17 protein-coding genes are annotated in these 22,254 nt (G+C 55.6%); 9 read left to right on the top strand and 8 right to left on the bottom strand.

Annotated features, from left to right (window positions below; all coding sequences use genetic code 11):
• The first annotated feature begins 30 nt into the window (after positions 1 to 30).
• Positions 31 to 3,012, top strand: coding sequence for a TonB-dependent receptor plug domain-containing protein (locus tag GRI39_RS09600; RefSeq protein WP_160739487.1), 2,982 nt, complete (start codon positions 31 to 33; stop codon positions 3,010 to 3,012).
• Positions 3,013 to 3,088: 76 nt separating this feature from the next.
• On the opposite strand, the gene GRI39_RS09605 is transcribed toward GRI39_RS09600, so the two are convergent.
• Positions 3,089 to 4,123, bottom strand: a complete 1,035-nt coding sequence (locus GRI39_RS09605; protein ID WP_246205013.1) for a LacI family DNA-binding transcriptional regulator — start codon at positions 4,121 to 4,123, stop codon at positions 3,089 to 3,091.
• A gap of 161 nt (positions 4,124 to 4,284) precedes the next feature.
• On the opposite strand from GRI39_RS09605, the gene GRI39_RS09610 reads away from it, so the two are divergent.
• Positions 4,285 to 5,532: an MFS transporter gene (locus GRI39_RS09610; protein ID WP_160739489.1), complete on the top strand. Its 1,248-nt coding sequence runs from the start codon at positions 4,285 to 4,287 to the stop codon at positions 5,530 to 5,532.
• Entirely contained in the window at positions 5,529 to 7,142 is a 1,614-nt protein-coding gene (locus tag GRI39_RS09615) for a glycoside hydrolase family 43 protein (RefSeq protein ID WP_160739490.1), read from the top strand. The genes GRI39_RS09610 and GRI39_RS09615 overlap by 4 nt, the downstream gene beginning before the upstream one ends.
• A gap of 122 nt (positions 7,143 to 7,264) precedes the next feature.
• Here the strand turns inward: GRI39_RS09615 and guaA are convergent, their stop codons facing one another.
• Positions 7,265 to 8,839: a glutamine-hydrolyzing GMP synthase gene (gene guaA / locus GRI39_RS09620; protein WP_160739491.1), complete on the bottom strand. Its 1,575-nt coding sequence runs from the start codon at positions 8,837 to 8,839 to the stop codon at positions 7,265 to 7,267.
• A 419-nt stretch (positions 8,840 to 9,258) separates the two neighbouring features.
• The gene (locus GRI39_RS09625; protein ID WP_160739492.1) at positions 9,259 to 9,612 is read right to left on the bottom strand and encodes a hypothetical protein; all 354 of its coding nucleotides are present in this window, start codon (positions 9,610 to 9,612) and stop codon (positions 9,259 to 9,261) included.
• Here GRI39_RS09625 and GRI39_RS09630 point away from each other — a divergent pair.
• Positions 9,611 to 9,922 carry a UrcA family protein gene (locus tag GRI39_RS09630; protein ID WP_160739493.1) on the top strand — a complete coding sequence of 104 codons (312 nt, stop codon included), beginning with the start codon at positions 9,611 to 9,613 and terminating at the stop codon, positions 9,920 to 9,922. The genes GRI39_RS09625 and GRI39_RS09630 overlap by 2 nt on opposite strands.
• 174 nt (positions 9,923 to 10,096) lie before the next feature.
• Positions 10,097 to 12,586 carry a DNA topoisomerase (ATP-hydrolyzing) subunit B gene (gene gyrB, locus GRI39_RS09635; protein ID WP_160739735.1) on the top strand — a complete coding sequence of 830 codons (2,490 nt, stop codon included), beginning with the start codon at positions 10,097 to 10,099 and terminating at the stop codon, positions 12,584 to 12,586.
• A gap of 51 nt (positions 12,587 to 12,637) precedes the next feature.
• Here gyrB and GRI39_RS09640 read toward each other — a convergent pair whose 3' ends face one another.
• Complete coding sequence (locus GRI39_RS09640; protein ID WP_160739494.1) at positions 12,638 to 13,132, bottom strand: copper resistance protein NlpE; 495 nt, start codon at positions 13,130 to 13,132, stop codon at positions 12,638 to 12,640.
• A gap of 78 nt (positions 13,133 to 13,210) precedes the next feature.
• A complete protein-coding gene (locus tag GRI39_RS14715) occupies positions 13,211 to 13,729 on the bottom strand; it encodes a MarR family winged helix-turn-helix transcriptional regulator (RefSeq protein ID WP_281351865.1) in 519 nt (172 codons plus the stop codon).
• A gap of 156 nt (positions 13,730 to 13,885) precedes the next feature.
• Here GRI39_RS14715 and GRI39_RS09650 point away from each other — a divergent pair, with 156 nt between their 5' ends.
• The gene (locus GRI39_RS09650; protein WP_160739495.1) at positions 13,886 to 15,649 is read left to right on the top strand and encodes a bifunctional metallophosphatase/5'-nucleotidase; all 1,764 of its coding nucleotides are present in this window, start codon (positions 13,886 to 13,888) and stop codon (positions 15,647 to 15,649) included.
• A 62-nt stretch (positions 15,650 to 15,711) separates the two neighbouring features.
• On the opposite strand, the gene GRI39_RS09655 is transcribed toward GRI39_RS09650, so the two are convergent.
• Complete coding sequence (locus GRI39_RS09655; protein WP_160739496.1) at positions 15,712 to 16,206, bottom strand: hypothetical protein; 495 nt, start codon at positions 16,204 to 16,206, stop codon at positions 15,712 to 15,714.
• A gap of 327 nt (positions 16,207 to 16,533) precedes the next feature.
• Between GRI39_RS09655 and GRI39_RS09660 the strand changes: the two genes are divergently transcribed.
• The 3 genes from GRI39_RS09660 to GRI39_RS09670 are packed head-to-tail and all read left to right on the top strand — an operon-like array spanning position 16,534 to position 20,345.
• Positions 16,534 to 18,036, top strand: a complete 1,503-nt coding sequence (locus GRI39_RS09660; protein WP_246205014.1) for an HWE histidine kinase domain-containing protein — start codon at positions 16,534 to 16,536, stop codon at positions 18,034 to 18,036.
• 3 nt (positions 18,037 to 18,039) lie between these two features.
• On the top strand, positions 18,040 to 18,807 hold the full coding sequence (locus GRI39_RS09665) for an ATP-binding cassette domain-containing protein (RefSeq protein ID WP_160739497.1): 768 nt from the start codon (positions 18,040 to 18,042) through the stop codon (positions 18,805 to 18,807).
• The gene (locus tag GRI39_RS09670; RefSeq protein ID WP_160739498.1) at positions 18,804 to 20,345 is read left to right on the top strand and encodes a glycine betaine ABC transporter substrate-binding protein; all 1,542 of its coding nucleotides are present in this window, start codon (positions 18,804 to 18,806) and stop codon (positions 20,343 to 20,345) included. Before GRI39_RS09665 ends, GRI39_RS09670 begins: the two co-directional genes overlap by 4 nt.
• Here the strand turns inward: GRI39_RS09670 and GRI39_RS09675 are convergent.
• Both GRI39_RS09675 and lgt read right to left on the bottom strand, forming a co-directional pair.
• Complete coding sequence (locus tag GRI39_RS09675) at positions 20,342 to 21,388, bottom strand: class I SAM-dependent methyltransferase (protein ID WP_160739499.1); 1,047 nt, start codon at positions 21,386 to 21,388, stop codon at positions 20,342 to 20,344. The two genes, GRI39_RS09670 and GRI39_RS09675, sit on opposite strands and share 4 nt — an antisense overlap.
• Positions 21,385 to 22,248 carry a prolipoprotein diacylglyceryl transferase gene (gene lgt / locus GRI39_RS09680; protein ID WP_160739500.1) on the bottom strand — a complete coding sequence of 288 codons (864 nt, stop codon included), beginning with the start codon at positions 22,246 to 22,248 and terminating at the stop codon, positions 21,385 to 21,387. Before lgt ends, GRI39_RS09675 begins: the two co-directional genes overlap by 4 nt.
• Between the last annotated feature and the right edge of the window lie 6 nt (positions 22,249 to 22,254).

The following is a 22,254-nucleotide window of genomic DNA, read 5'->3' on the forward strand; positions in this document are numbered from 1 at the left end:
AAATATATAATATAATCGGGAGATGGGATAATGAGGGTAAAGATTTCAGCAGGGTCAGTGAATCGTCACGCCCGGCTTATGGTGACAGGCTCACTCACTGCAGCGATTGCGATGATGGCTTGTCCTTCTCATGCACAGGCACAATCGGCGCAAACAACATCACAGGCTGATCAACAGTCAGAAGCACCTTTTGCCGCGCCTGCCAGTGAGGGAACGCAAGACATCGTGGTGACCGGCTCACGGATCGTATCCAGCGGATTTAACGCCCCCACTCCCACGACAGTGATCGGGGTGGATGAGATTGAAGCGAACGCGCAACCCAATATTTTCAATACGATCGCCCAGCTTCCATCGCTTCAGGGTTCAACCGGCTCAACCGTGAACACTTTCAGCACTTCGAGCGGACAACAAGGCCTGTCATCGTTCTCTTTGCGCGGGCTTGGTCCCATTCGCACATTGACATTGCTTGATGGTCAACGTGTGGTCGGGGCCAATGTCACCGGCGTGCCGGATATCAGTCTGTTCCCGCAATTGCTGATCAAGCAGGTGGACGTGGTGAACGGCGGCGCATCCGCCTCTTATGGCTCAGACGCAGTCGGCGGGGTGGTCAACTTCATCACCGATACGCATTTTGAAGGCATCAAGGGCAATGTTCAGGGCGGCATCACCACCTATGGCGATGACGAGCAATATCTGGTCCAGCTTGCTGCTGGTAAGAGCTTTCTCGATGGCCGTCTGCACGCAGTGCTAAGCGCTGAATATGGTGATGAAAAAGGCGTGGGTGGGGGCGACTTCGGCATCGGCCTTGCAGGCGGACGTGACTGGTTCCGTCAGTCCACATTGTTCAACCGCAATGTCCTCAATGATGGGTCCCCCCAATATCTCTACCTCGATTACGCCCAGCCTTACAATTATACCAAATATGGGCTGATTACCGCAGGCCCCTTGCAGGGTACGGCCTTTGACCAGGCAGGCAATCCTTTTGCTTTTGAATATGGGTCAAACGGCACCCCTTCAGGCGATGCCGCAGGTTCGGTCAACGGGTGCTATCCCGGCTTTTGCATTGGCGGTGATCTTTCAGGCAATGTCGATGCCGGCCGGTCGCTCCAGTCCGGCGTTAAGCGCCTCAACACTTACGGCCGTTTGGGCTTCGATTTCGCGCCGAATAATGAGATCTATGCGACCTTCAACATCGCGCAGGTGAAGACGCACAACCAGCCCGTTGGCGGCATGAACCGCCCGAACCTCACCATCCAATGCAGCAATGCCTATCTACCCACATCGATTCAGCAGGAATGCGCAGATGCGGGAATTACCAGCTTCACCTATGGAACGAGCAACGCCATTCTTGGCAATACGCAAGTCCATACGGATCGCCGCCAATATCGCTTTGTCGGTGGCTTGAAAGGGGAAGTGCCGGTTTTCGGCTCTGACTGGAATTACGATTTCTATTACGAACACGGCACCAATTACACCGATGTCGACATCAGCAACATCATGCTTTCCCGCCGGTTTAATCAGGCCATTCAGGCGATTACTCTGGACGGAACCATCGTCTGCGCTGATCCGGTGGCACGGGCCAATGGCTGCCAACCACTCAATATCTTTGGTGGGCAGACACCTTCACCTGCTGCGCTTGAATATATCATGCCTAGCAACGGGCCTTATCAGCGCACTCGGCAGACGCAGGATGTCGCCAGCCTCAACTTTTCCGGCTCCCCACTGGACCTGTGGGCAGGCCCGCTATCCGTCGCCTTCGGTGCGGAATTCCGGCATGAATTCTATACGGTTTACGCCGACCCATACGGTGCCGGAGTATCGGAACGCACGCCCTACAACCAGGACTATCCTCAAGATCCGCTGCTGCTCGACAGTGGTAACAATTGGTATGCAGGCAACTATAAGAACGGTGAAGGTGCCTACAGCGTCAAGGAAGCATTCCTTGAACTCGACCTTCCCCTGTTTGACAATTCCGCAATCGGCCGCGCCAATGTCAATGCTGCTGGCCGCCTGACAGATTACAGCACTTCAGGCACAGTCACCGCCTGGAAAGTAGGCGGAACATGGGATCTTCCCATTGAAGGGCTACGCCTACGCGGCGTGACATCACGCGACGTGCGTGCGCCCAATCTGTCAGAATTATTCGCCGCCCCGGTAACCACGACGCTGCCAAACTTCTTTGACCCGTTCAATAATGTTAACGTTCTCGTGATCGCCAATCAGATCGGAAATACCGAACTGACACCGGAAATTGCGAGGAACACCACTTTCGGTGTGGCATTGGCGAATGCTCCTTGGTTGCCGGGTCTGAGCCTGTCGGTGGATTATTATAAGATCAAGCTAACCGACATGATCTCCAGCCTTGGCGCAGCCGATATCGTCAACCTTTGCTATGTCGGCGTCCTGCCTGATGCCTGTAGTGCGTTTAATCTCAACAATCAGAATGGCCCGAATTACGTAAACGTCCAGGCCTTCAACCTCGCGTCGATCAAGACGGAAGGCGTTGACATTGAAGCGAGCTATCGTTGGCAGCAACCGCTAGGGCTGGATGGCACGCTCACCTTGCGTGCACTGGCGACACATATCCGCAAATTCGTCACTGACACAGGGATTCCGGGGACCATTCCGAACGACTCTGCCGGAGTCAATCTGGGAAGCACACCGGACTGGAAATGGCTTGCGGTGCAGAGCTACTCGAACGACCTGTTCTCGCTCTATATGCAGGAACGCTGGTTCTCTGATGGTGTGCTGGGGAACAATTATGTCCAGTGTGATGCCGGAAGCTGCCCCGAATCTACCGTCAATCATCCAACCATCAATACCAACTTCATGGCCGGTGCTTTCTATCTGGATGTCGGCGGAAGCCTCAATGTCACTGATGGCGTGACCGCCTATTTTAAGGTCGACAATGTCTTCAACCGCGATCCGGAGCCGTCACCCTATTTCGTCAACCCCAATCTCTACGATGTATTGGGCCGGGTATTTCGTGCCGGAGTTCGGTTCAATTTCTGACCTGTGCCTCCTCCGCGCAGTGACGACTGGCCGGGAGGCGGTTTCGGCCGCCCTCCGGCCCTTTTCCGTAACCTGCTCAGCCGGTTACGGGCGCAGTGGACTGCCGTTCAATCAGTTCATGGGCGAAAACACATTTGGGATGGCGGGTTTTGGAACCTTTCCGCGAAGACTTGACCTCTTGGATCAACAACCGAAGAGCCTCCGCCGCCAGCGCCCGGACCGGCTGACGAATGGTGGTCAATGGTGGCCACAAGGTCACGGCTGCACTCGTGTCATCAAAGCCGACCACGGTGAGATCATCTGGCACGGACATATGCCGGCGATGCGCGACCGAAACGACCGCAGCAGCCATGTCGTCACTACTCGCGAAAATAGCGGTTGGTGGCTTGGCCATATCCAGCAATTGCTCTCCGGCAACCAGCCCGGACATGTAGGTGAAATCGCCCTGAACCAGAACGGTTTCCACCCCGCCGGCTTCGCGCACAGCCTGATCGAAACCGGCGAGCCGTTCTTCACTGGCCGACTGGCTGGGGTTGCCGATGATGAAACCGATACGTCTGTGGCCCAGAGCAATCAGGTGCTGCGTCATATCATAAGCCGCTGCCCGGTCATCAATCCGTACCGATATCGCATCGCGCGCCGGACCACCGACAACCGCCATCGGCAATTTGGCCAGGCTGATCGGGTCGCGCACAGCCCGCGATTCCCCCATTGGCGGTGCCATAAGCACGCCGCCGATCCCGGAAGCGATCAGGCGATCAATCGCATCGGGCGGCGGTGGCCTGCCATCCTGCCCGCCGAGCAAAAAGAGCTGCGCCCCCAGGACAGAGGCTTCTTCATACACGCCAATAAGAAAGTCATGCATGAAGGCTGCACTGGGATTGGAATAGATCACCCCAAGACGAATTTCCTGCGACGTTACCAGAGCGCGGGCAGCAACATTGGGCGTGTAATTCAGTTCACGGATAGCGTCTTTGACGGCCTTGCGCGTCTCATCGCGTACACTGGTGCTGCCATTAATAACGCGCGACACGGTCATCGGCGATACGCCGGCCCGTTTCGCCACATCGATGACGGTTGCACCGCGCGGTTTGGACGGAGTGATGGTCAAATGTTCCCTTTCGCACTTGCTTCGCCGCATCTTGCCGCAGGGGTCACGCTTTGCAACACCCGTTATGAACCACGCAGATCGACACTCATCTATTCAGCCTGGCACCGGTATGCCAGCTCTGCCAGCACATATTTGATAACGTTACCGAGGGGTATACGCCGATGAAACGCTTTCCGTCGATCCGTTGGACGATCATCGGCCTGTTTTCGCTCGCCATGATCATCAATTACCTCACCCGCAGCGTATTGGGTGTGGCCGCTCCGACAATCATGGCTGAGCAAGCCATCAGTTCCGAGCAATATTCATGGATTACCGGCGCATTCCAGATCGGCATCATGTTCCAGCCAGTCGCTGGCTATGTGCTGGACATTGCCGGGCTCCGCTATGGTTTTGCCTTTTTTGTCATCATCTGGTCGCTCATCACCATGGCCCACGGCCTGGTGCAGGGCTGGCTCGGCTTTCTGGGCTTGCGCGGGGCATTGGGCGTCATTGAAGGCGGTGCTCAGCCTGCCGGGATGAAAGTGGTGTCCCGGTGGTTTCCTGCGCGCGAACGAGGAACAGCAGGCGGCCTGTATCAAATCGGTGCATCGCTTGGTGCCGTGGCCGCACCGCCCTTGGTGGCCTGGGCGGTGCTCAATTACAATTGGCGTGCAGCGTTCTTTGTCGCCGGTGGTCTGGGTCTTGTTTGGGTGATGATCTGGCTGCTCTGGTATCAATCGCCCGAACGTCATCGCGCGATCACCAAGGCTGAGCGCGAAAAGATTGAGAGCGGTCAGGAAAAGCGCCTTCAGAAGAAACGCAAACGCCCCAATCTCAAAGCCATTCTAGGCCGCCGCGACATGTGGGGCATCGCATTGCCGCGCTTTCTGGCGGACCCTGTCTGGGGAATGCTCTCCCTGTGGATGCCGCTATATCTCGTGCAGGCACGCCATTTCGATATCCACCAGATCGCGATTTTCGCCTGGCTGCCCTTTCTTGCGGCAGATCTTGGCTGCTTGTTCGGTCCTGCTGTGGTGGCGTGGCTCCAGCGGCGCGGAATTGATCTGATTGATGCACGCCGTCTGGCCTTTACGCTGGGCGCCATATTGATGACCTGCATGATCTTCGTCGGCACGGTGCAGAGCGCGATTGCCGCTGTTGCCCTGTTGTGCCTTGGCGGATTTGCCCATCAAACGCTGTCGGTCACCGTCATTACCATGGCCGCAGATTTATTCCCGCAGGACGAAGTGGCAACCGCTACGGGCGTCGCCGGGACTGCGGCCAATCTTGGTGTGCTCATCTTCACCCTGCTCTTGGGAATGTGGGTCGATACAGTCGGCTACCAGCCCTTCTTCATTCTTCTTGGCCTGCTCGACCTTGTCGGTGCAGCGATTCTATGGACCTTAGTACGAAAGCCTGCTGCTCTATGATTTCGAACCCAATTCTGCGCGGCTTCAATCCCGACCCATCGATTGTGCGCGTGGGGCCTGACTATTACATCGCCACCTCAACCTTCGAATGGTATCCGGGGGTGCAAATTCACCACTCTCGGGATTTGGCGAACTGGCAATTGGCCGCGCGCCCGCTATCACGCGCAAGCCAGCTGGATATGCGCGGTAACCCTGATTCCTGCGGCGTTTGGGCACCCGATATCAGCTATGCCAATGGCCGCTTTCACCTGATATACACCGATGTGAAACGCTATGGCCGCACAACACAGAGCGATTTTTCCGAAGCCTCCTTGCGGGATTTTCACAATTACTGGGTGTGGAGCGACAGCATCGATGGTGACTGGTCAGACCCTGTGCACCTCAACAGCAGCGGCTTTGACCCGGCTCTGTTTCACGACGATGATGGCCGCAGTTGGCTGCTCAACATGCTGTGGGATCACCGCCCCAACCACCGCCGCTTTGCGGGTATCGTGGCACAGGAAATCGATCTCAGCGACGGAAGCCTGTTGGGCGAGCGGCGGACGATCTTTGAAGGCAGCCACCTTGGTTTCACCGAAGGCCCCCACCTCTACAAGCGGAACGGATGGTATCACCTGCTCGTCGCAGAAGGCGGCACCGGGCGTGAACATGCCGTGGTGATGGCGCGCTCACGCTCTCTCTTCGGACCATATGAGCTGCACCCTGACACCATCGTCCTTTCTGCCAGCCACCACCCAGACGCCTCGCTTAAACGTGCCGGCCATGGTGATCTTGTCGAGACATCGGAAGGTGAGACATGGATGGTCTATCTGTGCGGACGCCCGCTTCCCAAAAGTGACCGCTGTATTCTGGGCCGCGAGACTGCGATCCAGCCGATGCGCTGGGGTGAGGATGGATGGCTTCGCACCCTGGATGGTTCGGCCGCTCCGACCACAGAAATAGAAACCCATCATCGCGCTTCCACACCGCCGGCAGGCCTTGATGAACGGGATGATTTTGACGCGCCAACCCTCCCCCAAGCTTTTCAATGGCTACGCACACCCTATCCGGACGATATCTTCAGCCTTACTGCACGGCCTGGGCATTTGCGGCTTTTCGGGCGAGAAACCGCAGGAAGCCAGTTCAACCAGTCGCTTGTCGCGCGTCGCCAAAGCGAATGGTGCTTCAGAGCTGAAACCCTAATCGACTTTTCACCCGCCAGCTTCCAGCAATCAGCGGGTCTTATTCATTATTATAACAGCACCAAATTTCACTATCTCTACCTGTCGCGGCAGGATGATGGCACCTTATGCCTGCAAGTTCTCTCCGTACTGCCAGACGAAAACAGAGCCAGTACCTGCACAGCCCCGGTGGCAATCGAGGGCGGCCCTGTCCATCTGGCACTCGATGTCCATCACGAGGATATGCACTTTTCCTACCGCATGGCAGGGAAAGAGGAGTGGCACCCCATTGCCGGCACATTCGACGCCAGTATCCTGTCCGATGAAGCCACACTGCCCTACCTGCCCAACTTCACCGGTGCCTTTATCGGAATGGCCTGTCAGGACATGGAAGGGGCAGGCGCTTGTGCCGATTTCGACTATTTTCATTATTCAGAGCAAAGCGAATAGCGCTCTATGCAGGCTCATGCGATTTTACGCTTAAGTCAGCCTGCCCTAATAGCAAAACCGCCCGAGGGTCATTCCTCGGGCGGTTTCATTTTACTTCATTCTGCAATGGGCAGAGCGGATGTTTACTCCCACTCGATCGTGCCAGGGGGCTTTGACGTGTAGTCATAGACCACGCGGTTGATGCCCTTTACTTCGTTGATGATGCGGGTCGAAACCGCGCTCAGGAAGCTGGCGTCGAATGGGTAGATATCGGCGGTCATGCCATCGGTGGAAGTCACCGCACGCAGAGCGCAAACATTATCGTAGGTGCGGCCATCGCCCATCACGCCCACAGTTTTCACCGGAAGCAGCACCGCAAAGGCCTGCCAGATGGCATCGTAAAGCCCGGCATTGCGGATCTCTTCGAGATAGATCGCATCAGCTTTGCGCAGAACGTCGCAGCGCTCCTTGGTCACTTCACCCGGAATGCGGATCGCAAGGCCAGGTCCCGGGAAGGGGTGACGGCCAACGAAAACTTCCGGCAAGCCTAGTTCGCGGCCCAACTCGCGCACTTCATCCTTGAAGAGTTCGCGCAAAGGCTCAACCAGCTTCATGTTCATGCGTTCAGGCAAGCCGCCAACATTGTGGTGGCTCTTGATGGTGACTGAAGGGCCGCCAGTGAAACTGATGCTTTCGATCACATCAGGATAGAGCGTGCCTTGAGCGAGGAAATCCGCACCGCCAATGGCTTTGGCTTCCTTCTCGAACAGGTCGATAAACGCCCCACCAATGAATTTGCGCTTCTTTTCCGGATCGGTTTGCCCGGCAAGCCCTTCCATGAACTGCTCTTCAGCATCCACATGGACCAGCGGAATATTGTAGTGATCGCGGAACAGGGTGACGACCTGCTCAGCTTCATTCATCCGCATCAGGCCGTGATCCACAAAAACACAGGTGAGCTGTTCACCGATCGCTTCATGGATCAACACAGCAGCCACTGCGCTGTCTACACCGCCGGACAAGCCGCAGATGACTTTACCATCACCCACCTGATCGCGAATTTCCTGAATCTTCGTCTTGCGGAATTCGGCCATCGTCCAATCGCCGGCAAGGCCGCAGACATGGCGCACGAAATTGGCGAGTAACTTGCCGCCATCGGGCGTGTGGAACACTTCCGGATGGAACTGTGTGCCGTAATACCGGCGTTCGTCATCTGCGATCAGCGCGAAAGGCGCACCATCAGATGTGGCCACAATGCGGAAACCGGGAGCAAATTTGGTGACCTTGTCACCATGGCTCATCCAAACCTGATGGCGTTCACCCTTATTCCACAGCCCATCAAACAACACGCAATCATCGCTGACGGTCAGGAATGCGCGGCCAAATTCGCCACCATCGCCGGTTTCATGGCCGGGGCGTACTTCGCCACCCAATTGCTGCGTCATCACCTGTTGGCCGTAACAGATGCCAAGAATAGGCAATCCGCTATCAAACAGAACCTGCGGTGCGCGCGGACTGCCCTCATCGCAGACAGAAGCCGGAGAGCCGGACATGATAATGCCCTTGGGCTTCATCCGGTGGAAGGCTTCTTCCGCTTGTGTAAAGGGTGCGATTTCGGAATAGACACCAGCTTCGCGCACACGGCGCGCAATAAGCTGAGTCACCTGGCTGCCGAAATCGACGATAAGGATGGAATCGGGGAGATGTGAAGCGTCCATGCAGGCCCGTTAAGCCTTGTCTATGTGGCCTGTCCAGACAGCTTCTTGGTTCAGCCCCTATAAGAAGGGCAGTAACGAGCAGAATATGCTCCTTACTCCGCATTTTTATCAATTGCTTCAGAACCGTCATCAGGCAATAATTAGGATAGTAGCTTTCACCTTACTCTCGTGGCTGCCTTCATATCCGTGGGGCAGCCACATTTTGCGACCGGTATGATCGGGCGCTTCATTCGCCACAGCTTCACCTGATTGCAAAACCTGCAACACGTATGTTGGTTTTCTCATTTGAGCTGGCCAATGGCCTTCGCCATATGCGCACTCAAGAAATCATAAGAATATAGATCGGATGACCGGGAAGGTGCCCAACATATTTATGGAGGACACCATGCTCATTTTTGCCAAGCGTTTCGTCAAGATGTTCATTGCTGGCGCGTCACACCGCCCACTGATGATGAACTGGCCAATCTAAGCTTCAGTAAGCTTGAAGATGCCAAAACCCGCCTTGGTTTCAGGGCGGGTTTTTGTTTGCACGCCATACAAATTCCTGACTGCAGAATCACTTGCAAGATCGGCTGACAATCATTCAAGTGATCGAAAATCGTTGAAAATCTTCTATATTTTATCGATTCTGTAAGTTGCAAAACTTGCAATTGGCGGCGCGTAAATCGCATTTGTACCGATGCAACTTTGACTTCAGTATACATTTCGACAAAAAATAAAATCTGGATGACCGAAGAAAGGCGGCTGAAAATCTTTGGAAGGACCTCATTCATGAAAAAATTTACCCTCCCGCTTTTCGCCGCTGCCTGCCTCACTGCTGTTGCCACTCCGGCGTTTGCAGATGAAGTGACGGTGCGCGTGGACTATTCCGACCTCGACCTTAGCAATCCACAAGATGTTTCGTCGCTCAAACAGCGTATCGTGGCACAAACTGAAGCGGCCTGCCGCAAGGGCGCAGGAAGCCCTCTCTTCTCCGCAAAATCCTTCACCGACTGCCGTAATGACGGCGTGAGCAAAGCTTTCCGCCAGCTTGAACAGCGCCGCACACTGGCTGCCGCACAAGATTCCGTGGAACGCAGCTAGAGCCCACTATTCTTCAAAAACGCAAAGGCGCACCGTCTCCCGACGGGCGCTTTTGCTAGTTCTGCTGTGCACAAGGCACAAATAGAAGCGTTTTTCTGCCAATATAACGCATTAGCCTGTGGATGAGGGCAAGCAGTGCTTCCTTCGCGCGCGCACGCAGCCTATATGACCATTATGGCAGAAACACCCGAAACGCAGAAAAACGCCAATGTATATGGCGCAGATTCGATTAAGGTCCTCAAGGGGCTGGACGCAGTGCGCAAGCGCCCCGGCATGTATATCGGGGATACTGATGATGGCTCCGGCCTGCACCACATGGTCTTCGAAGTCTCGGACAACGCGATTGATGAAGCCCTTGCCGGGCATTGCGACCTTGTCCTGATCGAAATCAATCCCGATGGGTCTGTCTCTGTAGAAGACAATGGCCGCGGTATTCCGGTGGATATGCATGCTGGCGAAGGTGTCTCGGCAGCAGAAGTTATCATGACCCAGCTCCATGCGGGCGGGAAGTTCGAAAACACCTCTGACGATAATGCCTATAAGGTTTCAGGCGGCCTCCATGGGGTGGGCGTTTCAGTGGTGAACGCGCTGTCTGAATGGCTGGAACTGACCATCTGGCGCGATGGCAAGGTGCATTGGATGCGCTTTGAACATGGCAATACGGTTGCCCCTTTGATCGTGACCGGCGAGTGCCCACCAGACAAGACCGGCACCAAGGTGACCTTCCAGCCATCGCATGACACGTTCAAGAATGTGCTGGAATTTGATTTTGCCAAGCTGGAGCATCGCTACCGCGAACTCGCTTTTCTCAATTCAGGCGTCCACATCCTCCTGCGTGACAAGCGCGGTGAAGAAGTGCTTGAACATGATTTGTTCTATGAAGGTGGTATTGCCGCTTTCGTCCAGTATCTGGACCGTAACAAGCAAGCGATGATCCCTGCGCCAATTGCGATTTCCGCAGAGAAAGACGGGATTGGCATCGAAGTGGCGCTGGAATGGAATGATTCCTATTACGAAAACGTGCTTTGCTTCACCAACAACATTCCGCAGCGTGAAGGCGGCACCCATCTGGCCGCATTCCGCGCGGCTTTGACCCGCACGCTGAATGGCTATGCCGATCGCTCGGGCATGATGAAGAAGGAAAAGGTCACGCTATCAGGGGAAGATATGCGTGAAGGCTTGACCGCGATCGTGTCAGTCAAGCTGCCTGATCCCAAATTCGGCAGCCAGACTAAGGATAAGCTGGTTTCCTCCGAAGTGCGCCAGCCGCTCGAAAGCCTGATGAGCGATAAGATGAGCGAATGGCTGGAAGAAAATCCGGCTGATGCGAAAAACATCATTCTCAAGGTGATCGACGCTGCCGCTGCACGTGAAGCCGCCCGCCGCGCGCGCGAACTCACCCGCCGCAAAGGTGCGATGGATATTGCCTCACTCCCCGGTAAACTTGCGGATTGTCAGGAACGTGACCCGGCCAAGTCCGAACTCTTCCTGGTCGAAGGGGACTCCGCTGGCGGTTCTGCCAAGCAGGGCCGTGACCGCAAGACACAGGCGATTCTGCCGCTGAAGGGTAAAATCCTCAACGTGGAACGCGCACGGTTCGACCGGATCATCGGCTCCAAGGAAGTGGGCACGCTGATTCAAGCGATGGGCACCGGCCTGCGCGATGAATTCAATCTCGATAAGCTGCGCTATCACAAGATCGTCATCATGACCGATGCTGACGTCGATGGCGCACATATCCGCACATTGTTGCTCACCTTCTTCCATCGGCAGATGCCGGAAATCGTGAAAGCAGGGCATCTCTTCATTGCCCAGCCACCACTGTATAAGGTCGCTAAGGGCCGGTCCGAAGTTTATCTGAAGGATCAGGCTGCACTGGATCGCTATCTGGTGGAAGGCGGTTTACAGAACCGAATGCTGGAAACGCAGGAAGGCACGCGCGCTGGCGCGGACCTATTCAAGCTGGTTGAACAGGCTCTACGGTTCAAGAACATCATGAGTTTCATTCCGCGCAAATATGACCCTGCCATTGTAGAAACGCTGGCCATTGCCGGTGCTTTCAAGCCGGGTCTTGACCGTGCCGAGCTGGAAGAAAAGATCGCGCTTGCCGCCGCTCGCCTCAAAGCGGGTGACATGGAGGCACAGTGGACTGCCGAAATCGAAGAAGAAACCGGCGCTATCCGGATTGACCGGCTGTGGCGCGGCGTGCGCGATGTCCGCCGCATTGAAGCCACGTTCCTCACCGGTGCAGAAGCTCGCAAGCTCCATACTGTCGCCGAGCTTCAGGCTGATGCCTATGCTGCACCGTCACGCCTCATCCGCAGCGATTCTGAACCCGAAGCCACCGCCGCAGACGGTGAAGAGCTGGAAATCCACGCAAGCGATGATGATGCCATCACCCGGCCTACGCAATTGGTGGAAGCAGTGCTTTCTACCGGACGCAAGGGGCTGTCGATTCAGCGTTATAAGGGTCTTGGCGAAATGAACGCTGAGCAGCTTTGGGAAACCACGCTTGATCCTGAGAACCGCGCCTTGCTGCAAGTTAAGGTCGAAGACGCAGATGTGACGGATGAAATCTTTACCCGTTTGATGGGCGATGTGGTGGAACCACGCCGCGACTTCATTCGCGAAAATGCCTTGAACGTCGCCAATCTCGATATTTGATCGATCAGAATATCCGGGCCAGCTTTTCATGCAGTCTGGCCCGGATGGTTCTTACGGCTTTTCTACTGCCGGAAGCTGATACATCCGGTCTGGTGTCACATCATCCAGTGGCACATTTTCATTGGTCATCCGATACAGCGCACCATTGGCAACCAGCACGATGGGACGGCTTTCGACACCAATCAGGCGCAGGCGCTTGCCATCAGGCAACCACTGATATTTGCCGCTAACTTTCTTCCCATTTTCTGCCAGTGCGAATGTGCCATCGGGACGAATCGTAAGCCCGTTCTGGCTTTTCGCATCCGAACCTGCAGGGACATATTGCTCAGCAAATTTCACCGCTTTCTTGCCGTCAGCCGCAGCTTGCGGAAGATTGGCCACCGCGGCATTCTTCTTTTGGTTTGAAGCATTGGCCGATGCGGCGCTTTCGCCTTTGATCCGCGCAGCGAAATCATTAGCGCTCTCGCCTTCATCGCGTGCGCCGCACCCTGCCAGCATCATTGCCAGAACTGCGCCCAGCACAGCCCGTTCACACAAACGCCCCATCCGTTAAAATCCTTAGACAATCGCGTGATCGCTATCGATCACCATTGCAGTATAGGACTTTTGCGTGACAGTTTTCTGTCACCTTTCGACGGCGGGCAGTCCATGATCGAGCCGATCAAGCATGTCTTCAAACAACTCATTATACAGCTCGATCTTTTCTTCCGAGTAACCGTGCAGCAACCGTGCACGAAGATCGTCAGCAATGATCAGAATTTCTTCCAGCGCCGCCTCGCCCTTGTCAGTAAGGCGAAGCTGTTTGGTTCGGCGATCGCGCGGATCGGGCAGGCGTTCAACCAGCCCATCCTTTTCCAGCGTGTCGAGCATCCGGGTAAGAGTAGGGCCTTCAATCCGCAAACGGCGAGCGATGTTGACCTGTGCTTTGGGTTCCGGCGCATTCATAATGGCAGCAAGGGCTTCCATTCGTGCGGAACTCTGGTTTATGCGACGCAAATGCTCGTCCAGCAATCCGCGCCAACGCCTTGCGGCGAGCACCATATAGATGGTGAAGCGGATTTCCGGTGTGATATGACCTTCGCGGTAATTGGGGAAGCTGCCAACCTCGTTCTGTGAACGCTGCTTGCTGGTTGTGAGAATCATGCTCATTCGCTCTTCAAGTCCAAACTTTAAAACTGACCTCCCCATCTTTGCGATGTCCCCTATCGGGAGGAGCGCGTATGGGGAAGCCCTTTGCCCTAGAAAATCGCGCAAAATCTTATCCAGATTCTCAATATTGAAAAATAAGGCCCCCTTTCGATGAGACGTCTCCCTCTGATCCTTCCGTTGCTCGCGCTCTTATGTGGCTGCGCCACAATCGACGAGACACACAATAATGCCCCCGCCCCCACCACGGCTGACGTGCCGGTGGAAGTGGGCATTATCGCTCTCAATGATTTTCATGGCGCATTGGAACCACCCAAGCTGGCGATTTCAATCAAAGGGAATGCTGGCGAGCACGGTGACCTGCCTGCTGGCGGCGCTGCATGGCTGGCTGAAGCAGTCAAAGAGTTGCGCAGCCAGTATAAAAACGCACTGACTGTATCCGCAGGCGATCTCACCAGCGCGTCACAGCTTTCATCTTCGCTTTTCCTTGATGAACCAAGCGTGGGTGTGATGAATCGCATCGGACTTGATTTCAACGCAGTCGGCAATCACGAATTTGATCGTGGGGCAAAAGAGTTGCAACGCCTGCAAAATGGTGGCTGTGAGAAAAATAGCATCCGCCAACCCTGCGCTGTGGAACCCAATTTCCTCGGCGCATCCTATCATTATCTAGCAGCCAATGTTGTAAAACAGGATGGGCAGACTCTATTCCCCGGAACCGCTCTGCGCAGTTTCGGCGCCGGCGCTTCGAAGGTGACGATTGGCCTCATTGGACTGACGCTCAAAGGTACTCCTGCGCTCGTTTCACCTGATGGAGTGACCGGCCTCACCTTCAAAGATGAGGCTGACACGATCAATAAGGCCACCGCATCATTGAAAGCACAAGGTGCCGAAGCGGTGGTCGTGCTGATTCACCAGGGGCTTGATCCCGCACCACAAAATGATCCCAATAGTTGCGATGGCGCAGCGGGCGACCTGCTGCCGATCATCAACAAGCTGAAACCGGGCGTGGATGTGATGATCTCCGGCCACACTCACCGCGCCTATATCTGCCAATTGCCACAACCGGGGACCAGTCAGCCACTGCTGGTTACCAGCGCAGGAAAATATGGCACAATCCTGACCGACATTCGCCTGATGATCGATCCGAAGACAGGCAAGCTACTGTCTCGCGATGCGCATAATGTGGTGGTCCAGTCTCAAGCGTTTCAGGAGGGGAGCAAGAGCTACACAGTAGACAACCGCTTTCCGCATTTCACGCCTGATAAAGTGGTTGCTGATTATGTCGGCCTATACACCAAAGCTGCCCAGCAGTTTTCGGCACGCAAGGTGGGAACGCTGGCAGGCATTGCTGAGAAAGACCCGAACAACCCGGCCCGTGGCGGCACGCTTGGGCGTTTGATAGCGGATTCTGAACTCGCGGCGACGCGCAGTGCCGGGGCGCAAATTGCCTTTATGAACCCCTTCGGTATCCGGGCGACACTTGCTCCAGCGCCAGATGGCACTGTCACTTTCGCCGATATCTACAAGGTGCAGCCCTTCAGCAACGGATTGATAACATTCACACTCACCGGCAGAGAGGTCAAACAATTGCTTGAACAGCAATTTGACTCAGAAGGACCGATGCAGGTTCTATCTCCATCGCAAGGTTTTCACTTCACTTACGATCTGTCCCGCAAGGAAGGTGATCGGATCACCAGCATGACCCTCAATGGCTCTGCGATCAATCCCACCAGCACTTACCGCATAACAACCAACAGCTTTCTGGCCAGCGGGGGCGATTCCTTCACTGTGTTTGAAAAGGGGCAGGATAAGGTGACTGGTGAAAATGAACTCATCGCGTTTGAAAAATGGCTAACCGGAGCAAAGCCCCGTGCGCTTCCTGAAAAGCCGCGCGCCATCGATGAAACGCATTGATTGATGCGATCAGAAAGGCCCATACCCGCACCGGTCATGGGCCTTTCATGGCTTTGGACCAATTACTTCTCTGCGCTATCCTTGGTTTCGGCAGTGTCAGCTTTTAATGCCTGCGCCGCATCAGGGTCGCGTGAATACATATTCACTTCCTTCACATCGGTCAGCGGTGTGTCTGCGCTATCCATGCGATAGATAGCGCCGGTGCCAACTGCAAAGATGGCCGGTTTTCCGCCAAAATCAGCAAGCTCAATACGGCTACCATCATCCATCCGTTTATATTTGCCGGAGATGACTTTCCCATCACCTGCATCATACTGATAGGTGTCATCCTGAGAATTCAGCGTGATATGGGATGTCGTACCATCCCCCATATCCTTGCTATAGGTCCCGGCATATTCGATCGTTGTGAGCGAATTGACAGGGATGGTCGGCAGGTTGACCGGAACATCGGCTGCCACCGGCTCAGGCGTCGCCTGCTCCGCTGGAGTCGTCTCCCCGCAAGCCGCCAGAGCCAGCGCGAGTGGGGCAGCAACTATCACGGAAACGATCTTACGCATTATAACATCTCCTTTACTCTCAAATCATCAATTCATCTTGGGTCAATCAGGTCCCATCAAACTCACATCAACAGATCAATGTCGCTTTAATGTGAATCAAACCAAAGCAAAAATCAGCCTGAAAGATAAGCAAATGTCACCCAGCCGCTTCGGTCAAGCGCACAGGGCCAGCAGGTCATATTGAAAAAGGGTGTATAGCGCACCATCGCTACCATCTGGCACGGCGTGGCAAGTGGTATGTGGAAACAAAAGTAGCACAAAACAGATCACTGCCCTTTAAATCTTTAGATTTTCGGGTAATTATGAAGATCGATCAGGACGACTATTTTGAACACCAATTTCCCCCCTTCTGCCAGAACTGGCGCAATCTCGCTGCCCACCCCTAATGTGGTGAGTACTGAACAGCGCAATCGCGCTTTGCAGGCTTATGGCCTGGATGCACTGGAAGACGATCCGGAATTGGCCAAAATTGTCAATTTTGCGTCGAAATTATGTGATGTCCCGATCGCACTTGTCAGCCTTGTAGAAGAAGAACGGCAACGTTTCCTCGCACGGAAAGGGCTGAACGCCCGAGAAACCCCGCGCAGCTCATCTTTTTGTGCCCATGCCATGCTGCTTGGCAGCATTATGGAAGTGCGTGATGCCATGCGAGATGAACGGTTTCACACCAACCCTTTGGTGACAGGGCCGCCAAATATTCGGTTCTATGCCGGTCAACCCCTGCGTTCGCCTGAAGGGGTCCCGCTTGGGGCACTGTGTGTCATCGATCATCATCCCCGGCCTGAAGGGCTGACAGAATTTCAGCGCGAAGGCATGGCCGTGCTGGCAGATGCAGTGATGCGCCGATTGCGCTCACGCCGCGAAACCCTCGCGGCCAAGCAGGAGCTGGAATATAGTGAGGGGCAGTTCAAAGCTCTGGCCGATTCCATACCTGCTATTGCATGGTCCTCCGACGCGAATGGCAATTTTGAATATTTCAACAAAAGGTTGATCGAATTTACCGGCGTTGACCCTGACCGCACCACTATTCATCCCGATGACTTGCTCCCGATGCAAAAGGCATGGGCGCAATCGCTGGAAAAGGGTGAAGAATTCGAGCGAGAACTACGCCTCCAGCGTCATGATGGTGAATATCGCTGGATGATGGCCCGCACGGTTCCGGTCAAAACGGCTACCGGTAAGATTATCCGCTGGTTTGGCACAGCCGTTGATGTGGACGAATTGCACCGCATCTCGGAAAGCCGCGATCTTCTGGCGAAAGAGCTTTCGCATCGCATCAAGAACATCTTCGCCGTAGTGGCGGGGCTGATCTCGCTCTCCATCCGCCGCAAGCCGGAGCATAAGGATTTTGGGGAAGAATTGGTGCAGACGATCCGCGCCTTGGGCCGTGCACATGATTTCGTCAGGCCGGCTCAACATGCTGCCGATGGCAAGCTGCAGGGCCTTCTGGAAGAATTATTCGCACCCTATGGCACCGATGAATATGCGCGCATCAAGGTCACAGGCGATGAAGTAAAAATCGGTTCGCGTGCAGTAACACCGCTGGCACTGGTGTTCCACGAATTGGCTACCAACTCCGCAAAATATGGCGCTTTGTCGATTGAAGAAGGTTTAATTGACCTCGAAATCATCGACGAGGGAGACATGGTTTCTCTGCTGTGGCGTGAAAAAGATGCCCCTCCCGGTGAACTCAAGACGGCGGAAGGGTTTGGCTCACGCCTCATAGATATGAGCGTTTCAGGCCAGCTTGCCGGCTCATGGAATCGCCGCTGGGAAGGCACAGGCCTGTTTGTCGAATTGCACCTTTCCAAAAAAGCACTCGCCGCCTGACGGATGGCGGCAGGCGCCCGCCCCTTCCTCCGCTTTGATGGCGTGATCCGGACATTTGGTGAAACCACTGCCGTTGGCGGGATTTCACTTGAGATTGAAGCCCACAGCTTTGTGGCATTGGTGGGCGCTTCAGGTTCAGGCAAATCGACCCTGCTCAAAATGGTCAACCGCCTGACCGAACCCAGCAGCGGCAGTGTTTTGCTGGAAGGGGAGGAGGTTACTTCCATTTCAGCCCCGGCATTGCGCCGGAAAATTGGCTATGTGTTCCAAGGCATAGGCCTTTTCCCCCATATGACGGTGGCTGAAAATATCGGCATTGGTCCACGCCTGACAGGGGAACGTGCCAGCCTTGCCCGTATCTGCGAATTGCTGGAACTGGTCGAGCTTGATCCCGGCATGGCAAGCCGGATGCCTGATGAACTGTCAGGTGGCCAAAGGCAGCGTGTTGGCGTCGCGCGGGCGTTGGCAGGAAAACCACATCTCTTGCTGATGGACGAACCCTTCGGCGCGCTGGACCCTATCACCCGCGATTCTCTCGGGCAGCGGGTGCATGACTTACACCGCGAATTTGCCCTCACCACCGTCATGGTTACGCATGATATGGCCGAGGCTCTGCTACTGGCAGACCGCGTGCTTGTGATGGATAGCGGTGCGATTGTTGCCGATGCCACCCCGGCGCAATTACTGAATGGTCAAGGTGGCGACATTGCACAGGCTCTGGTCGCCGTACCGCGCGATCAGGCGCGCGCTTTGGCAGATCTCGCATCGTGAACGACCTGCTCCCTGCGCTGCTGCGCCTTGGAGACCCCTTGGCAGCCCATGTCCTGCTCAGTTCTTCGGCCATTGGCCTTGGCACGCTGATCGCCCTGCCTCTGGCCATCTGGGCGAGCCGGTCTGCCAATGTCGCACGAATAGCGTTAGGATTTGCTAGCCTCATCCAAACGATCCCAGCGCTGGCTCTGCTGGCGCTGTTCTTCCCCCTGCTGCTCGCCTTGCGCTCTGTTTTCGGGGAAGGCTTGCCTACGCTCGGCTTCCTGCCTGCTCTGCTGGCGCTTACTCTCTATGCCCTGCTGCCTATTTTGCGCAATGCCGTCACGGCCAGAGCCAATATGGACCCCGGCGTGCTGGAAGCCGCCGATGGCGTGGGCATGACCGCCTGGCAGAAATTGCGCCTCGTCGAAGCACCCCTGGCCGCGCCATATATTATGGCCGGTATTCGCACCGCTTCAGTCTGGACGATCGGCGCAGCGACATTGGCCACAACCATTGGTCAGCCCAGCCTCGGCGATCCGATCTTTGCCGGATTGCAAACGCAGAACTGGGTGCTGGTGCTGGCAGGCTGCATCGCATCTGCGGGCCTTGCCATGATTGCAGACGCATTGCTGGGGCTGGTGGAACGCGGCTTTGCTTGCCGCAAAAAATCGCTCATCTGGATCGGTTTGGGCATCGCCCTTGCCGGTATTGCCACTGCGGGTATCACCAGCCGAGACACGGGCGGACGCGGCACGGTTGTGATTGGCGCGAAGAACTTTTCTGAACAGTTCATTCTCGCCCGCCTGATCGGGCAAAATTTGCAAGATGCGGGCTATCTTGTGGAATATCGCGAAGGGCTTGGCTCTGCCGTGATCCATGGCGCGCTCACCAGCGGGGCGATTGACGTCTATGTCGATTATGCGGGCACCATCTGGGCTAATGAAATGAAGCTGGGCGATAACCTCCCCCGCCAGCGCATGATCGATGCGATTACCCAATGGGAACAAAAGAGCACGGGCACTTTGGTTCTGGGCGATCTCGGATTTGAAAACGCCTATACTTTCGTGATGAATGGCGATCGCGCTCAGCAACTCGGCGTGCGTTCTCTGACAGACCTTGCGCCTGTGTCCCGCAATCTGATCGTTGGCGGGGATGTGGAATTTTTTGAACGTCCTGAATGGCGCGCTGTGAAGCAAGCCTATGGCCTCAACTTCGCCCAGATCCGCAATTACACCGCCACTTTCATGTATAATGCGCTCCAAAGCGGGCAAAGCGATGTGATCGCGGCGTTTTCTTCAGACGGGCGCATCGCAGCCGATAGACTCACTGTTCTCCAAGATCCCAAACACGCATTGCCCGCCTATGATGCGCTGCTGCTCATCACACCCAAACGTGCTCATGAAGAACGCTTTATCAATGCCTTAAAGCCTCTGATCGGCGCGATATCGGTCGAAAAAATGCGCGAGGCGAATTACGAAGTGGATCGCAATGACAACAAGCTTTCCCCCCAGGCAGCGGCGAAAAAGCTTGCTGAAAGCCTCAACACTGCGCCTTAAAAAGCCGCTCCATTCGGCCAATTGGGGGCAGCCAGGCCCATCACTTTGAACAAGCGACCCATCTGCGCATCATCAACAAGCCGGTCTTTCGCCACTTGCAAAGCTTCACTATGCGCCGGTGATTTTTGCGCCAGCGCCTGCGCTCTTTGTTCAATACCCAGAGCCTTCAGCCATGCGCCTTGCGTTACAGTGCCAAGATAACGGCTCCCCTTGGGCGCGATCATTTCAGCCAGTGTGGCGAAATCGACGAGCGCGGTCAGATCAGCTTCACCGGGCGCGGCGAAAGGATCAACCTTCTGATGCGCCCGCACAGCCTGCAAGGTGGAGCCTGTCTGCACCTGATCATAACCGTAGTCGATCAACAGAGCCGCACCGCCTTGAGCGGCCAAACGCTGCGACACTTCCCCCACAACCGCCGCCGCACCGGGGCAGGTTTCGATAATCGCCCCGTCCGGCGCATCACGACGTTCTACAGGTATCGCGGCATCCATTGGATTGGGCCCCGCAACGCAGACGAATTTCTCGCCCTCGACCGCGACCATCCGTTCACGCCAGCCTTCTGCCGTTTTCACCAATTGGCGGATCGGCAGAGCATCAAGGAATTCATTGCCAACAATCAACAGTGGCGCATCATCAGGCAAACTGGAAAGGTCATCATGGAAGTGCGCGCCGGGCACAGCTTTGCTCTGTTCACTTCGCAAAACCTTAGAACCTTCCACAAAATGCACTTCTGGTGTCAGGCCATATTGCCGCATGGCCCGCAGCGCATCCTTGGCCAATGTGCCGCGTCCTGGCCCCAGCTCAACATAATGGACCGGTTTGGGCTGCCCCGCCCGTGTCCAGATGTCGACCAGCCACAGGCCGATCAATTCACCGAACATCTGGCTGATCTCTGGCGCGGTCACGAAGTCACCAGCGCTGCCCAGCGGATCTTTTCCGGCATAATAGCGGGCGTTGGATTCACCCATATAATGCTGGATTGAAATCGGCCCGGTCAGCGAAATCAGCCGCCGGAAACTGTCACCAAGCGATCTATCGCTCATTTCTCGTCCTGCTTTGCTCCACTGGCGATGGCAGGGCGAGAGAGCGACCACACAATTAGCCCGATACCCAGCACGATCAGCGGGATAGTAAGCCATTGCCCCATGCTAAGCCCTGTGCGAGCCGCAAAGGCAGCCAATTGCGCATCAGGTTCGCGGAAGAATTCTACCGTGAAACGCGCTGCCGCGATCCCAGTCACAAAGACACCGGTCAGGAAACCTGTGCGGAACCGCGCACGGCTCAGCCAGAACAGCAGCAGCATGATGACGATCATCAGCGCGCCCTCCAATGCCGCTTCGTAAAGCTGACTGGGATGACGCGGCAATGGCCCTGCGCCGGGGAAAACCATCGCCCATGGTACGTCCGGGCCAGCAGGGCGGCCCCACAATTCGCCATTAATGAAATTGGCGATACGCCCGAACATCATACCGAAAGGCACATTCACCGCCACATAATCGGTCACCCGGATAAACGGCAGCTTCCCGCGCCAAGAGACATACGCCATGGCAATAACGGTGCCGATCAAGCCGCCATGGAAGCTCATCCCCCCATGCCAGACGGCCACCAGTGCCGCCGGATCAGTCCAAAGGGAAGGCTCGTAGAAAGTGGCGTAACCGAGCCGTCCACCCAGAATCACACCCAGCGTACAATAGAAAAACAGATCATCGACATGGGCTTGGCCCATCGGCGCGCCCGGCCGTTTGATCATCCGGCTCAAATGCCAATAAGCGAGCAGAATCCCAGCAAGATAGGCGAGCGAATAATAACGCAGGGTGAAAAAACCCAGATCAATCCCCGGCCGCAATCCCAATTCCGCCCAGTAAATCGGGTGACTTGCGCCAGCAGCCAGAAATTCCATCATGCGCCT

Source organism: Altericroceibacterium indicum, from assembly GCF_009828105.1.
GTDB lineage: Bacteria > Pseudomonadota > Alphaproteobacteria > Sphingomonadales > Sphingomonadaceae > Altericroceibacterium > Altericroceibacterium indicum.

Coding starts and splice junctions, on each gene's coding strand:
- GRI39_RS09655 (WP_160739496.1), bottom strand. CDS start 16,206: ATGCGTAAGATCGTTTCCGTGATAGTTGCTGCCCCACTCGCGCTGGCT.
- GRI39_RS14715 (WP_281351865.1), bottom strand. CDS start 13,729: ATGATTCTCACAACCAGCAAGCAGCGTTCACAGAACGAGGTTGGCAGC.
- gyrB (WP_160739735.1), top strand. CDS start 10,097: ATGGCAGAAACACCCGAAACGCAGAAAAACGCCAATGTATATGGCGCA.
- GRI39_RS09630 (WP_160739493.1), top strand. CDS start 9,611: ATGAAAAAATTTACCCTCCCGCTTTTCGCCGCTGCCTGCCTCACTGCT.
- GRI39_RS09600 (WP_160739487.1), top strand. CDS start 31: ATGAGGGTAAAGATTTCAGCAGGGTCAGTGAATCGTCACGCCCGGCTT.
- GRI39_RS09610 (WP_160739489.1), top strand. CDS start 4,285: ATGAAACGCTTTCCGTCGATCCGTTGGACGATCATCGGCCTGTTTTCG.
- GRI39_RS09675 (WP_160739499.1), bottom strand. CDS start 21,388: ATGAGCGATAGATCGCTTGGTGACAGTTTCCGGCGGCTGATTTCGCTG.
- guaA (WP_160739491.1), bottom strand. CDS start 8,839: ATGGACGCTTCACATCTCCCCGATTCCATCCTTATCGTCGATTTCGGC.
- GRI39_RS09665 (WP_160739497.1), top strand. CDS start 18,040: ATGGCGGCAGGCGCCCGCCCCTTCCTCCGCTTTGATGGCGTGATCCGG.
- lgt (WP_160739500.1), bottom strand. CDS start 22,248: ATGATGGAATTTCTGGCTGCTGGCGCAAGTCACCCGATTTACTGGGCG.
- GRI39_RS09625 (WP_160739492.1), bottom strand. CDS start 9,612: ATGAATGAGGTCCTTCCAAAGATTTTCAGCCGCCTTTCTTCGGTCATC.
- GRI39_RS09615 (WP_160739490.1), top strand. CDS start 5,529: ATGATTTCGAACCCAATTCTGCGCGGCTTCAATCCCGACCCATCGATT.
- GRI39_RS09640 (WP_160739494.1), bottom strand. CDS start 13,132: ATGGGGCGTTTGTGTGAACGGGCTGTGCTGGGCGCAGTTCTGGCAATG.
- GRI39_RS09650 (WP_160739495.1), top strand. CDS start 13,886: ATGAGACGTCTCCCTCTGATCCTTCCGTTGCTCGCGCTCTTATGTGGC.